This is a genomic window from Pseudomonas sp. PS02302 (assembly GCF_029959585.1).
In the GTDB taxonomy this organism is placed as follows: Bacteria; Pseudomonadota; Gammaproteobacteria; order Pseudomonadales; family Pseudomonadaceae; genus Chryseomonas; species Chryseomonas aestiva.
This window is the reverse complement of the sequence record NZ_JASCON010000038.1, coordinates 1-14,062: the sequence shown is the minus strand read 5'-3', so window position 1 is coordinate 14,062 and position 14,062 is coordinate 1. Positions and strand designations below refer to the sequence as shown.

Annotated in this window: 9 protein-coding genes; 4 read left to right on the top strand and 5 right to left on the bottom strand. The window is 68.1% G+C overall.

Annotation, left to right across the window (positions count from 1 at the left end; all coding sequences use genetic code 11):
* Window positions 1–94: 94 nt before the first annotated feature.
* Window positions 95–3,436: a PAS domain S-box protein gene (locus tag QMX82_RS14175; RefSeq protein ID WP_282284614.1), complete on the top strand. Its 3,342-nt coding sequence runs from the start codon at window positions 95–97 to the stop codon at window positions 3,434–3,436.
* A gap of 738 nt (window positions 3,437–4,174) precedes the next feature.
* Here the strand turns inward: QMX82_RS14175 and prpF are convergent.
* The 4 genes from prpF to QMX82_RS14155 all read right to left on the bottom strand — a co-directional run bounded on the left by prpF (window position 4,175) and on the right by QMX82_RS14155 (window position 9,646).
* Window positions 4,175–5,326, bottom strand: coding sequence for a 2-methylaconitate cis-trans isomerase PrpF (prpF, locus tag QMX82_RS14170; protein WP_282284612.1), 1,152 nt, complete (start codon window positions 5,324–5,326; stop codon window positions 4,175–4,177).
* A gap of 21 nt (window positions 5,327–5,347) precedes the next feature.
* Entirely contained in the window at window positions 5,348–6,238 is an 891-nt protein-coding gene (gene yghX, locus QMX82_RS14165) for a YghX family hydrolase (RefSeq protein WP_208693913.1), read from the bottom strand.
* Between the two features lie 271 nt (window positions 6,239–6,509).
* Complete coding sequence (locus QMX82_RS14160) at window positions 6,510–7,292, bottom strand: nucleotidyltransferase domain-containing protein (RefSeq protein WP_208693912.1); 783 nt, start codon at window positions 7,290–7,292, stop codon at window positions 6,510–6,512.
* Window positions 7,292–9,646 carry a DNA polymerase II gene (locus tag QMX82_RS14155; protein ID WP_442969391.1) on the bottom strand — a complete coding sequence of 785 codons (2,355 nt, stop codon included), beginning with the start codon at window positions 9,644–9,646 and terminating at the stop codon, window positions 7,292–7,294. Before QMX82_RS14155 ends, QMX82_RS14160 begins: the two co-directional genes overlap by 1 nt.
* Window positions 9,647–9,833: 187 nt before the next feature.
* Between QMX82_RS14155 and QMX82_RS14150 the strand changes: the two genes are divergently transcribed.
* Together QMX82_RS14150 and QMX82_RS14145 are read left to right on the top strand one after the other, a co-directional pair.
* Entirely contained in the window at window positions 9,834–10,526 is a 693-nt protein-coding gene (locus tag QMX82_RS14150) for a 3'-5' exonuclease (protein WP_261793957.1), read from the top strand.
* A 94-nt stretch (window positions 10,527–10,620) separates the two neighbouring features.
* Complete coding sequence (locus QMX82_RS14145; protein WP_282284603.1) at window positions 10,621–11,664, top strand: zinc-dependent alcohol dehydrogenase family protein; 1,044 nt, start codon at window positions 10,621–10,623, stop codon at window positions 11,662–11,664.
* Here the strand turns inward: QMX82_RS14145 and QMX82_RS14140 are convergent.
* On the bottom strand, window positions 11,661–12,152 hold the full coding sequence (locus tag QMX82_RS14140) for a hypothetical protein (protein WP_178083908.1): 492 nt from the start codon (window positions 12,150–12,152) through the stop codon (window positions 11,661–11,663). The two genes, QMX82_RS14145 and QMX82_RS14140, sit on opposite strands and share 4 nt — an antisense overlap.
* 387 nt (window positions 12,153–12,539) lie before the next feature.
* Between QMX82_RS14140 and QMX82_RS14135 the strand changes: the two genes are divergently transcribed.
* Window positions 12,540–13,559: a branched-chain amino acid aminotransferase gene (locus tag QMX82_RS14135; protein ID WP_282284601.1), complete on the top strand. Its 1,020-nt coding sequence runs from the start codon at window positions 12,540–12,542 to the stop codon at window positions 13,557–13,559.
* Window positions 13,560–14,062 lie beyond the last annotated feature (503 nt).

The window sequence follows — 14,062 nt, the reverse complement described above, 5'->3', positions numbered from 1 at the left end:
CAGATCGCTAGCCGGCGGCCGACTCTCTTACTCTAGGGCTCCCGCTGGACGTCACTGGCGTCCGCCTCCGCTGCCCACGCGCTTGAAAGACCCCATGGCTGAATCCGCTCCCTCCCACGCTGAACTCCAGGCCGAAGTCCGCCGCCTCCGCGCCGCGCTCGATCAATGCACCACGCTGCCACCCCAGGACGCCCAGCGGCGCCTGGCGATCTTCGATGGCGCCATCGATTTCGCCATGGTGGTACTGGATCCGGCCGGGGTGATCACCGACTGGAACACCGGCGCCGAACGCCTGCTGGGCTGGACCGCCGCGGAGATCCGCGGCGCACCAGCGGAGTGCTTCTTCACCCCGGAAGACAACCGGAGCGGCCGGGCCGCGCTGGAAATGCGGCTGGCGCTGCAGGACGGTCGCGCCGAAGACGAACGCTGGCACCTGCGGCGCGACGGCACCCGTTTCTGGGCCAGCGGCGAGATGCATCCGCTGCACGACGACGCCGGCAGCCATACCGGCTTCGTCAAGATCCTGCGCGACCGCACCCCCCAGCACCTGGCCGGCGAGGCCCTGCGTGACAGCCAGCGCCACGTGGGCGAGGTGCAGCAGCAACTGGCGGAGAGCGAGCGCTATTGGCGCGGCCTGTTCGAGCAACTGGACGAGGGCTTCATCCTTGGCACCATCCTGCGCGATGACCAGGGCCATGGCCGGGACTGGCGCTACGATCAGGTCAATCGCGCCTGGTGCAAGCACTTCGGCCTGAGCGCGGAGCAGACGATCGGCCAGACCGCCCGCACCCTGTTTCCCGAACTCGAAGCACTCTGGGTGGAGGATTTCACCCGGGTGGTGGATACCGGGCAGTCGTTCAGTTACGTGCGGCAATTCCAGTTCAACGGCCGCTGGTACGAAGGCCATGCGCACAAGGCCGGCCCGGACAGCTTTCTGGTGCTGTTCCTGGATGTCACCGAGCGCGAGCAGGCCGCCCAGGCCACGCGTGACGAAGAGCGCTATCGCCGCGCCCTGGCCGAATTGGGCGAAGGCTTCAGCCAGCTGAACGACATCGAGGCGGTCACCGAACTCGCCTGCAGGGTCCTGGGCACCAGCCTGGATGCCCATCTGGTGGGCTATGGACTGGTGGACGCCGAGACCGAGACCATCACCGTGGAGCGCGACTGGACGATCCCGGGCGCGCGCAGCCTGATGGGCACGCTGAATTTTCGCGACTACGGCAGCTACAGCGAGGCCTTCAAGCGCGGCGAAACCGTGGTGATCGAGGACGTGCAGCAAGACCCTCGTACCCGTGACAACCTCGCGGCGCTGCACCGGCTGGAGACTCGCGCCCTCGTCAACCTGCCGCTGTTCGAGCAGGGCAACCTGGTGGCCCTGCTCTATGTCGGTTCCAGTCAGCCGCGGCGCTGGGCGCCGGCCGAGCTGCAGTTCATCCGCGAGGTCGCCAATCGCACCCGCTCGGCCACGGCGCGACTGACCGCGGAACGCGCCCTGCGCGACAGCGAACTCAATCTGCGCCTGGTGGCCGACACCCTGCCCTGCCTGATTGCCTTCGTCGATCGCGACCTGATCTATCGCTTCGCCAATATCGAGGCGCCCAAGTGGTTCAAGGACGCGCCGCAGAGCATCCTGGGCCGCAGCATGGCCCAGGTCTTCGCGCCGGAGCTGTTCGCCGCCCGGCGTCCGGCCATCCAGGCCGCCCTGGACGGTACCCCGGCGCGACTGGACCTGCCGTGGGCCTGGCCGGATGGCCGCCGGCGCATCGCCGACATCCACTATCGTCCACGGCGCGATGCGCGCGGTGCGGTGGACGGCTTCTATGTCTTCGCCCAGGACGTCACCATCCAGCGCGACGCCCAGGCGCTGATCCAGGCGCAGAATCTCAGCCTCAGCCAGGAGGTCCAGGCGCGTACCGCCGAGCGCGATCGGCTCTGGGCGCTCAGCGAGGACCTGCTGCTCACCGCCGACTTCACCGGGCAGCTCCTGCGGGTGAGTCCGTCCTGGTCGCGCGGCCTGGGCTATTCCGAGGCCGAGTTGCTCAGTCGCCCCTACACCGAACTCATCCATCCCGATGATCTGCCCGGCGTGCTGATGGCGCTGGACGAACTGCGCCGCAGCGGCCTGCCGGCGCGGGTGGAGAATCGCGTCCAGGCGGCGGACGGCAGCTGGCGCTGGCTGTCCTGGACGCTGTCGCTGGACACCGACCAGGATCGCCTCACCGGCGCCGGGCGCGACATCACCCGGGAAAAGGACGCCGCGGAGACCAAGGCGCTGCTGGAAGAGCAGTTGCGCCAGTCGCAGAAGATGGAAGCGGTCGGCCAACTCACCGGCGGCCTGGCCCACGACTTCAACAACCTGCTCGCCGGCATCGTCGGCAGTCTGGACCTGCTCACGGTGCGCATCGGCCAGGGCCGGCTGAACAATCTCGAGCGCTACACCACCGCCGCCCAGGGCGCCGCCATTCGCGCCGCCGCCCTGACCCACCGGCTGCTGGCCTTTTCCCGCCGGCAGACGCTGGACCCCAAGCCCACCGACGTCAATCGCCTGGTGGCCGGCATGGAAGACCTGATCCGCCGCACGGTGGGTCCGGCGATCCAGATCGAGGTGGTGGCCAGCAGCGAGCTGTGGTCGACCCTGGTCGATCCGCCGCAGCTGGAAAACGCCCTGCTCAACCTCTGCATCAACGCCCGCGACGCCATGCCCGAGGGCGGCCGGATCTTCATCGAGACCGCCAATCGGGCGCTGGATGCGCGCATGGGCCGGGTACGCGACCTGGACCCGGGCGAGTACATCGCCCTCTCGGTGACCGACAATGGCTGCGGCATGCCACCCGAGGTGATCGCCAAGGCCTTCGATCCCTTCTTCACCACCAAGCCGATCGGGGTCGGCACCGGCCTCGGCCTGTCGATGATCTACGGCTTCGTGCGCCAGTCCGGCGGCCAGGCGCGCATCCATTCCCAGGTCGATCAGGGCACCAGCGTCACCCTCTTCCTGCCGCGCCATCGCGAAGTGGCCACTGGGGTTGACCTCGCCGCCAGCCAGCCGACCCTGCCGCGCCAGGGCCACGGCGAGACGGTGCTGGTGGTGGATGACGAACCCACGGTGCGGATGCTGGTGGTGGAGGTGCTGGAAGAACTGGGCTACGCCGCCCTGGAAGCGGCGGATGCCAGCTCCGGGCTGCGCCTGCTGGAATCCGATGTGCGCATCGACCTGCTGATCAGCGATGTCGGCCTGCCCGGCGGCATGAACGGCCGGCAGATGGCCGACGCCGCCCGCCAGCGCCGCCCCGGACTCAAGGTGCTGTTCATCACCGGCTACGCCGAGAACGCGGTGGTCGGCAACGGCCACCTGGAGCCCGGCATGCACGTGATGACCAAGCCCTTCGCCATGGACGCCCTGGCGGTCCGCATCCGCGATCTGATCGTGGGGATCTGAGGGCCGCTTTCGAGTGGGTCCCCCCCTCACCCCAGCCCTCTCCCAGAGGGAGAGGGGGCGGTTTGGGATGCCCTGGGTGGATAAGGGTGCGGCCTTGTCCACGAATGGAGTCAGGCTACTGCGCAGTGGCAAACGCTGCGCGGTTTTCCACGCTACGGTGACTTAATTGCCCCCTCTCCCTCCGGGGGACGGTTGGGGTGAGGGCGCTCCAGCACAGAGGCCTCCCCTCGTTGGGCTTCGCTGCGCTCAACCCAACCTACGCGGCCGATCTCGGCCGTAGGGTGGATAACGGCGCAGCCTTATCCGCGGATGGAGTCAGACTTGCGCCGTGGAAAACGCTGCGCGGTTTTCCACGCTACGGTGACGCGGCCGTGTTGCACGAACCACAACCCCGCACCAGGCTCGACCACCCCCTCTCCCCTTGGGAGAGGGCTGGGGTGAGGGTTGAAGTGCGCCAGGGTTTCCCCGCTGTTGGGCTTCGCTGCGCTCAACCCCACCGACGCAGCCGATCTCGGCCGTAGGGTGGATAACGGCGCAGCCTTATCCGCGAATGGAGTCAGGCTTGCGCAGTGGAAAACGCTGCGCGGTTTTCCACGCTACGGTGACGCGGCCGTGATTCGCGAACCACAACCCCGCAGCTGGCTCGACCGCCCCCTCTCCCCTTGGGAGAGGTTTGGGGTGAGGGCTGAGGTGCGCCAGGGTATCCCCGCTGTTGGGCCTCGCCGCGCTCAACCCAACCTACCGAATCTCCATCGGTACCCGCACCCAGCCTTCCATCAGGCGCCGGGCGCTACGGCTCAGGCTCGCCTTTTCCACCTGCCAGACACCGGCGACCTCGCGGGCCTCGGCGCCGACCGCCACGGTACCGGCGGTATGCCCTATCCGTACCTGGCGGCCACCCAGGTCGCCGGTCAGGGCATGAACCAGGGTCCCGGGCAGCGCCGCGGCCACCGCCACGGCGATCGCGCCGGTGCCCGGGATGGCGTGGTGCAGCTTGCCCATGGAAATCATCCGTGCGATGACGTCGAGTTCCTCGGCCTGGACCTGCTTGCCACCGGCCACCCGGTAGGTCTGGGGTGCGGCGATGAGGCACAGCTTGGGCGTATGCGGGCGCTCCGCCGTCGCCTGGGCAGCCGTGGCGGCCAGGCCCATGGCGACCGCGCCCGCGGCGCGCAGGGCTTCCAGGCGCACCAGCAGCGCCGTATCGCCGTTGACCTGTGCCTGGGTCTCGGTGCCGCTGAGACCCAGCGTCTCGGCCCGCACGAAAAGGGTGGGATTGCCGGCATTGAGCAGGGTCGCCGGCAGCCGGCCCAGGCCTGGGACGTCCAATTCGTCAACGGCCCGTCCGGTGGGCAGCACGCTGCCATCGGTGCCGGTGGGATCGAGGAAATCGAGCACCACCTCGGCCGCCGGAAAGGCCACGCCGTCGAAGCGAAAATCGCCTTCTTCCTGCACCTCGCCATTGGCCATGGGGACGTGGGCGAGGATGCGCTTGCCGAGATTGGCCTGCCAGATGCGTACCCTGGCCAGGCCCTCGGGCGGCGCCTGGACCAGCCCCTCGCTGATGGCGAAGGGCCCGACGGCGGCGCTGAGATTGCCGCAGTTGCCCGACCAGTCGATCACCGGCGCCTCGATGGCCGGGGCGCCGAACAGGTAGTCGACGTCACAGTCCGGGCGGCTGGAGGGCGCGATCACCACCACCTTGCTGGTGCTGGAGGTGGCGCCGCCCAGGCCGTCGATCTGCTTGCCGTAGGGGTCGGGGCTGCCGATCACCCGCAGCAGCAGCGCATCGCGCGCCGGACCGGCCGGTGGCAGGTCGCGGGCATGGAAGAACACGCCCTTGCTGGAACCGCCGCGCATGTAGACGGCGGGAATACGCAGTTGCGGCATCTAAGGTCTCCCTTGGGGTGCCTAGGCGAGATAGCGCCCGAACCAGCCCAGGGTACGGTCCCAGGCCAGGCGCGCGGCGGCTTCGTCGTAGCGCGGGGTGGAATCGTTGTGGAAACCATGGTTGGTGCCGGCATAGCGATGCACCTCATAGGTCTTGCCGGCCGCCTTGAGCGCGTCTTCGTAGGCGGCAGCGCCCTCGTTGATGCGCGGATCGTTCTCGGCGTAATGGATCAGCAGCGGCGCCTTGATCGCGGCCACCTCCTCGGCGCGCGGCTGGCGACCATAGAAGGGCACGGCCGCGGCCAGTTCCGGATAGGCCACGGCGGCCGCGTTGGCCACCCCGCCGCCGTAGCAGAAACCGGTGATGCCGACCTTGCCGGTGCTGAATTCGTGGCCCATCAGGGTTTCCACGGCGGCGAAGAAGTCGTTCATCAGCTTCTCGGGATCGACCTGCTGCTGCAGTTCGCGGCCCTTGTCGTCGTTGCCGGGGTAACCGCCCATGGAGGTGAGGCCGTCCGGCGCCAGGGCCAGATAGCCGGCCTTGGCCAGGCGCCGGGCGACGTCTTCGATATAGGGATTGAGGCCGCGATTCTCGTGGACCACCACCACCGCCGGCAGCTTGCCGCTGGCCTTGGCCGGGCGCACCAGATAACCGCGGACCCGTCCATGCCCCTTGGGCGAGGGGTAGTAGACGTATTCGGCGACGATATCCGGATCGGTGAACTCGACCTGGGTGGCCAGGGCATAGTTGGGCGTCAAAGCCGCCAGCACCCCGGTGGCCGACAGCCCCAGCACCGCGGCGCAGGCGCCGGCACGGTCGAGGAAGTCGCGACGGCTGATGCGACCGTGCACATAGAAGTCGTAGAGTTCGAGCAGTTCGGGCGAGAAATCCTTGGCGGTGAGGCGGGTCATCGCGGCGCTCCTCTGGGGGGAAACGAGGCATCCGGCCCGATTGGCCAGGCGCCCCGGGGGCTCCCGAGTGTGCCGCGAATCATCTGACTATGCCACTGCCCGCCTCAGCGGGAGACCTGCAACTCGTGCCGCCCGGCGAAGCTGACCCACTCCTTCAAATGAGCGGCGCAAATCACCGCCTGCGCCAGCGCTCATGACGCGATTCACGGCCACAGAAGCAAGGGGTCACGCCAACGCGCCCGTGCTTCTGCATCGTCAGCCACCCCCGGGATTACCCCTGCCGAAGCTGGCGTTCGAACCAGAGCAGGATGGCGTCCAGCTGCTGCGCGAACTCGACCGCTGCCGCCTGTGGCTGCCGGGCTTCGGCATAGAAGAAGTCCAGCGCGGCGCGCTGCGCGGGATGCAGTCGCCGGGCTCGGCGGTAATGGTCTTCCAGCGTCCAGGGCCAGCCCGTCTCGTCTGGCCGGCGCAGCACCTGTAGCGCCCGGAGCAGTCGCCGCGCCGCCTCGCGCTGTACGCCCAGGCGCTCGACCGGACTCGCACAGCTGGCGTGGGCCGAGCGGTAGCGCTGCATCACCGACAGCACGTCGCCATTCACCGCCCGGGCGATGCCGACCTCCGGTTTGAAGGGCGCGTAGCGCCGCGCTAGGTCTTCGCCCCACAGCCAGCGGCAGTGATGTCTGAGCCAGAAGCCCCAGCTGAGACGGTTACCGGGGGCCAGGGCCTCGGCCTGGCGCCCGATATCGAAGTCGATCTTGCTGACCTCGCCATGGCCGCGTTCCAGCAGACGGCGACGCTGCTCCAGCTGCACCAGCAGCCCGGCGGGGCAGGCATCGCTCAGGACCAGGGTGAGATCCAGATCTGATTGACCCGGTCGGGCGCGGCCTTCGGCCACGCTGCCATAGACATAGAGGGCTATCAGATGGCGGCCCAGGAGGGCTGGCAACTGGCACCGCACGGCAGCCAGCAGTGCCGAATACTCCACCTGGAATGGCACCCTGGGCACCTGGCGGAGAAAACCGTCCGCATCCACTCCGTCGTTGGCCGCTCGCATCAGAACAATCCCAACTGCTGATCCAGCAAGCGATCGAAGCGGTCGCCAACGAAGGGCAGGATGGCGTCGGCCACCGGGGCCAGTTGGCGCTGCACATAGTGGTCATAGTCCGGCGGCGCATGGGGCAGCTCGACCGGTTCGGCGCCGGCGGTGGTGATCAGGTAGCTGATCCAGCCGCCGCGGCGAAAGCGGCTACGGCGCCCCAGGCGGGCGTTGTCCGCCTCCAGCAGCCGCGCCGCGCGGACCTGCGGCGAGAGGTTGCTCTGGTACTCCTCCAGCGGTCGGCGCAGGCGCTTGCGATAGACCAGCAGGTCGTCGAAGTCGCCGGCGCGGGTCTGGGCGACGAAGTCGCGCACGTAGTCCTGGTGGGGCTCGCCGGTGAAGATGCGCAGATACAGCTCGCGCTGGAAGCGCTGGGCCAGCGGCGACCAGTCGCTGCGCACCGTTTCCAGCCCCTTGAACACCAGTTCCGGCTGGCCATCGGCACCGGATCGCAATCCGGCGTACCTCTTCTTGCTGCCCTCCTCCGCGCCGCGGATGGTGGGCATGAGAAAGCGGCTGAAGTGGGTCTCGTACTGCAGCTCCAGGTGGCTTTCCAGCCCCAGTTCGGTCTGCAGCTGCTCGCGCCAGTGGGCGTTGACCGCCGCCACCAGCTCGCGACCTATGCGCTCCGCCTCCGCTTCGGCATGGGCAGCCCCGAGCCAGACGAAGGTGGAATCGGTGTCGCCATAGATCACCCGATGACCGCGCGCCTCGATCAGCTCGCGGGTCCGGTGCATCACGGCGTGGCCACGCAGGGTGATGGACGAGGCCAGGCGGTGATCGAAGAAGCGGCAGTGCGGGGTGCCCAGCACCCCATAGAAGCTGTTCATGATGATCTTCAGTGCCTGGGCCAGGGGCGCGTTGCCGGCGCGCTTGGCGGCGTCGCGCCCTTCCCAGACCCGCGCCACCATCTCCGGCAGGCAGTGCCGGGTGCGATGGAAGCGCGCGCCGCGAAAGCCCGGCACCGTCTCGGCCTCGGGCAGGGCCAGGCCCTCCACCAGGCCCACCGGATCGATGAGAAAGGTGCGGATCAGCGAGGGATAGAGGCTTTTGTAGTCCAGCACCAGCACCGCGTCGTAGAGCCCGGGCCGCGAATCCATGACGAAGCCGCCGGGGCTGGCCTCGGGCGGCTGGGCGCCGAGGTTGGGCGCGACGAAGCCCTGGCGGTGCATCAGCGGCAGATAGAGGTGGTAGAAGGCGGCGATGGAGGCGCCGTGACGCTCCAGCGGCAGTCCGGTGACGCTGGCGCGCTCCAGCAGGAAGCGCAGCAGCCCGGTCTTGGCGAAGATCCGCGTGACCAGTTCGCAATCCACCAGGTTGTAGCGCGCCAGGGCGCTCTTCTCGCCGGCGAACATGCGGTTGATCGAGGCCATGCGGTCGTGGGGATTGTCGATGGCCTTGCCCTCGCCCAGCAGGCTGCGGCTGACGTTTTCCAGGCTGTAGGAGGGAAACACCCAGGTCGCCGACTTCAGCGCCTCCACCCCATCGATGATCGGCCGTCCGGCCAGCAGCGCCGAGAATTGCCGGCCCTGGCCGCCGGGTTCGTAGCGATCGTCCTCGGCGGCGCCACGGCCCAGGCGCAGCGGCACGCCCAGTTTGCGCGCGTGCTCGTGGAGCACGCGGATGTCGAACTGCAGCACGCTCCAGCCGATGATGACGTCAGGATCATGGCGCGCCATCCAGGCGTTGAGGCGTTCGAGCAGGGTGGCGCGGTCGGCGACGTATTCCAGGTCGAAGTCCACCGCGGCGTCTTCCCCGGTGGGGGGGCCGAGCATGTACACCTGGCGCTGGCCGCAGCCGTGCAGGCCGATGCTGTAGAGCTCGCCGCGCTCGCTGGTCTCGATGTCCAGCGACAGGGTGCGCAGCGTGGGGCGATAGTCGGGATCCGGCCGCAAGGGCGCGCCGTCGGCGGTGGGCAGCGTCACCGGCGCGGTGATGAAGCGCTCCATGAGGAAGCGATCCGCCGGGGCGATGTCCGTCTCGTAGACCTCGATGCCAGCGGCGGGGAGACGCTGCTCCAGTTCGCGCAGGGTGCGATAGCGCGGCGCATAGAGCCCCAGGACGGGGCGCCGCTGGAAGTCCTGCAGCGCCAGCTCGCGGATCTCCACCCCGGCCGGCAGCAGGCGCTCGATGTCCGCCCGTCGCGCGGCCGGGGCGAAGGCCACCGCCTGCTGCCCCGGCACCCGCAGCTGGTGCGGACCATTGTCGGTGGCGAACCAGAACACCAGCTCCATCCCGGTGGAAGTCTCGCGCCAGAGGCGTGTCAGCAAGAAACCCTGGACGGCGGCCAAAGCGGTGGCGCTCCTCGACATGGATGAGGGCCCATTCTCGCAAGGCCAGCCGGTACCGGCGACCTCGACGCGCCAAGTGGTCCGCTCGTCGCCCCCGCCGAATGGCCTGTGTCCTGTGGCGATGATCTTGCATCGAATGCCCACACCCGTCGTAGAGCCGACTTGTCGGCTTCTGGGCGCACCCTTGGTTTCAGCTGTCAGGCCGTGTATGAATCCGTTGTCATCGTCTTTTTCCAGCCCTGTCTCCCCCCGCTACAACGCCCAGCAAGCACGGGTGCGCGAGCAGGCGCGTCGCTGGCTGGAGCAGGACGTCCTGGTGCTGGATACCGAGGCGACCGGGCTGGGCGAGGATGCCCAGCTGATCGAGGTGGCGGTCATGACCCTCAGCGGCCGGGTGCTGCTCGATACCCTGGTCCGCCCGAGCATCGCCGTACCGCGCGAGGCGACCCTGATCCACGGTCTGACCGACGCCCACCTGGCCCAGGCGCCACGCTTTCCCGAGGTGTTCGCCACCCTCTGGCCCCTGCTGCGGGGCCGCACCGTGCTGGCCTATGGCATGGCCTTCGACTATCGCCTGCTGGCCCACAATGCCCGCCGCCACGGTCAGGCCCTGCCGCCGGAACTGGAGCGGGAGACGCCGCCGGTGCAACTGGTGGATGGCACCCGTCTGCACTGCCTGATGCAGCTCTATGCGCACTTCTGGCAGGAGCCGAGCCTGGACAGCCGCAACCAGGACGGCTGGCGCCGCAAGTCCCTGGCCATGGCCGCCCGCCAGCAGGGTGTCGCCGTGCAGGAAACCCATCGCGCCCTGCCCGACTGCCGGCTCAAAGCCGCCCTGGTACAGGCGCTGGGCGAGGACGCGCCGGCTACCTGGAGCGGGCTGCAGGCCCTGGCCGGCTAGCCGGGCGGCAGTCCGCCGGCAACATCGGCAAGCAGAACGGCTAAATTCGCGCGGCTTGCCATACTGGAGGCGTCATCCAGCCCGAGGCCCCGCCATGAAAGCCGTCGTCTATGAAGCCTTTTCCGCGCCACCCCGCCTGACCACGGTCGCGGACCCCACCCCCGAGCCCCACGGCGTCGTGCTCAAGGTCATGGCCACCGGCGTCTGCCGCAGCGACTGGCACGGCTGGGTCGGTCACGACAGCGACATCGAGCTGCCCCATGTGCCAGGCCACGAACTGGCCGGGGTGGTCGAGGCGGTGGGCAGGGACGTGACCCTCTGGCGCATCGGCGACCGGGTGACGGTGCCCTTCGTCGGTGGCTGCGGCGCCTGTCCGCAGTGCCATGCCGGCCACCAGCAGGTCTGCGATCACCAGTTCCAGCCCGGCTTCACTCACTGGGGGTCCTTCGCCCAGTACGTCGGCATCCACCAGGCCGATCTCAATCTGGTCGCCTTGCCCGAGCAGCTCGACTTCGCCACGGCGGCCAGCCTCGGCTGTCGCTTCGTGACGGCCTTTCGCGCGGTGGTCGATCAGGGCCGGGTCAGCGCCGGCCAGTGGGTGGCGGTGCACGGCTGCGGCGGCGTCGGCCTCTCGGCGATCATGATCGCCCGCGCCCAGGGCGCCCAGGTGGTGGCCATCGACATCACCACCGACAAGCTGGCCCTGGCGCGTCGTCTCGGCGCGGTGGCGACGATCGATGCCACCCAGGTGGCCAGCGTGCCCGAGGCGGTGCGGGAACTCACCGGCGGCGGTGCGCACGTCTCCCTCGACGCCCTGGGGCATCCCACCACCTGCTGCAACTCCATCGCCAGCCTGCGCAAGCGCGGCAAGCACATCCAGGTCGGGTTGCTGCTGGGTGACCAGGCGACCCCGGCGCTGCCGATGAATCTGGTGATCGCCCGGGAACTGGAGATCCTTGGCAGCCACGGCATGCAGGCTCATCGCTACGACGTGCTGATGGCCATGCTGCGCCAGGGCACCCTGGCGCCGGAGCAGTTGATCGGCCGCGAGATCAGCCTGGCCGAGTCCAGCGCGGCGCTGATGCACATGGACACCTTCGCAGGCACCGGGGTGACCGTCATCACCCGCTTCGACTAATCCGCCTCCGCCGCCTGCAACACCCAGCGCAGGCCCTGCAGGTCTTCGGCGGTCAGGGTTTCGCGCAGGCGACAGAGGCGATAGTGAACGCGGGTGTTCATGGCCACCCACTCCAGATCCTGGCGGGTGGGTTGGGCGACGAAATATTCACCGTAGCGCTCGTCCAGCCCGGCCATGCGGTACTGGCCCTTGAGCGGCAGGTAGATCTGGCCGTTCATCTCCCAGCGACTGGCGCTGCAGCCATTGAAGCGCACCTTGTCGCCAAAGGTGGAGAGCTGGGTGCGGAAGTCGGTGGTGGCGTTGCCGGCGCTGGTCTTGAACTGACTGGCGATCACGCTGAAGACGATGCCTTCCGGCGAGGGCGCGCCCCGCCATTCGATGACCCGGCGATTGAGCGCCGCGTCGAATCCATCGGTGAAGATACCGGCGGCCTGCGCCGTGAGCGTTGGCAGGGTCAAAGCACCCAGCAACGCCATCATTGTTTTCAAAACGAGCTCCTGGTGATGACCCCCGGCGTCTAGCCTGAGGGAGCAGGCCGAGGCGGCAAAGGGCCAGCTTCAGACTTTGGAGACCCGATTGGCTGAAAGGTGCCCCCGCCGGTCCGGATAAGCGGTATCTTTCACAGTCTAGGCTCTGTACGAAAAGTGCCTGCGCTCGGTGATGCTGCGGTAAAAATCAGCTCGGAATGCTCATTTACCACTCGTAAACTCCGCTTCCTCGCCGATTTTTGCCTTGCCTGACCTTCGCTCGGCCACTTTTCATACAGAACCTAGCGACGAGCCCGCCTCGTCCACCCCCTTGAACCGTCGCCGGCGAGGCGTACGGCCCGACCACGAAACGACCGGCCAAGCCGCCGGAGAGCACTGCGAGGATCTATGAGCGCTGCGGACATCGATTGGAAGACCCTCGGTTTCGACTACATCAAGACCGACTTCCGCTATATCGCCACCTATCGCAACGGCAGCTGGGGACCCGGCGAGCTGACTCGCGACAACCAGCTGCACATCAGCGAAGGCTCCACGGCCATCCACTACGGCCAGCAGTGCTTCGAAGGCCTCAAGGCCTATCGCTGCCAGGACGGCTCCATCAACCTGTTCCGTCCCGATCGCAACGCCGCGCGCATGCACAGGAGCTGCGCCCGCCTGCTGATGCCGCCGGTCCCCACCGAGATGTTCATCGACGCCTGCCAGCAGGTGGTCAAGGCCAACGAGGCCTGGATTCCGCCCCACGGCACCGGCGGCGCCTTCTACCTGCGTCCCTTCGTGATCGGCGTGGGTGACAACATCGGTGTGCGCACCGCCCCCGAGTTCCACTTCGTGGTGTTCGGCATCCCGGTCGGCGCCTACTTCAAGGGCGGCATGACCCCGCACAACTTCGTGATCTCCGGCTACGACCGCGCCGCGCCCCAGGGCACCGGCGCCGCCAAGGTCGGCGGCAACTACGCCGCCAGCCTGATGCCCGGCGCCCAGGCCAAGGCCGAAGGCTTCGCCGACTGCATCTACCTGGACCCCCTGACCCACAGCAAGATCGAGGAAGTCGGTTCGGCCAACTTCTTCGCCATCACCGGCGACGGCAAGTTCGTCACCCCGCGCTCCGAATCGGTGCTGCCGGGCGTGACCCGCATGTCGCTGATGGACCTGGCGCGCGAGCGGCTGAACCTGGAAGTAATCGAGGGCGACGTCCATATCGACCAGCTCGACCAGTTCGTCGAAGCCGGCGCCTGCGGCACCGCGGCGGTCATCACCCCCATCGGCGGCATCCAGTACGGCGAGAAGCTGCACGTCTTCCACAGCCTGACCGACGTCGGCCCGGTGACGCGCAAGCTGTACGAAGAACTGACCGGCATCCAGACCGGCGACAAGCCGGCGCCGGAGGGTTGGATCGTCAAGGTCTGATTCGCAGTCGGTTTGGTTCGAGAAAGGCGCCTCAGGGCGCCTTTTTCGTTGGAGAAGGGGTTGGCGGTAGGTTGGGTTGAGCGGAGCGCAGCCCAACGCTACGGTGCTACAGGCTTCGCTTTGTCGGTGCCTTGGCTGCTTATCGAGTGCTTTGACGGTTTTGATTTCGCCCACCCGGGCGAGTCACCTTTGCCAGCCACGGCTGCGCGCCCCGGACTACGCGTCCCGGACAAAAGTAACCAAAAACGCTTGCCCCGACCATCCGGCCCTCCGCTGCGCTCCGGGTGCGCTCCGGGTGCGCTCACGCCAGCCTGAACGTGTTGGTTGAAGAGCCACGAACAGCTCGTAGCGTGGACAACGGCGAAGCCTTGTCCACTGATGGTGTTGGTGCCCGACAGTGGAAAACGCTGCGCGGTTTTCCACGCTACGCCTTGACTCTACTGGAATCGCGGCCATGGGCCGCTCCTACGGAATATCCGGCTACTGTAGGAGCGGCCCATGGC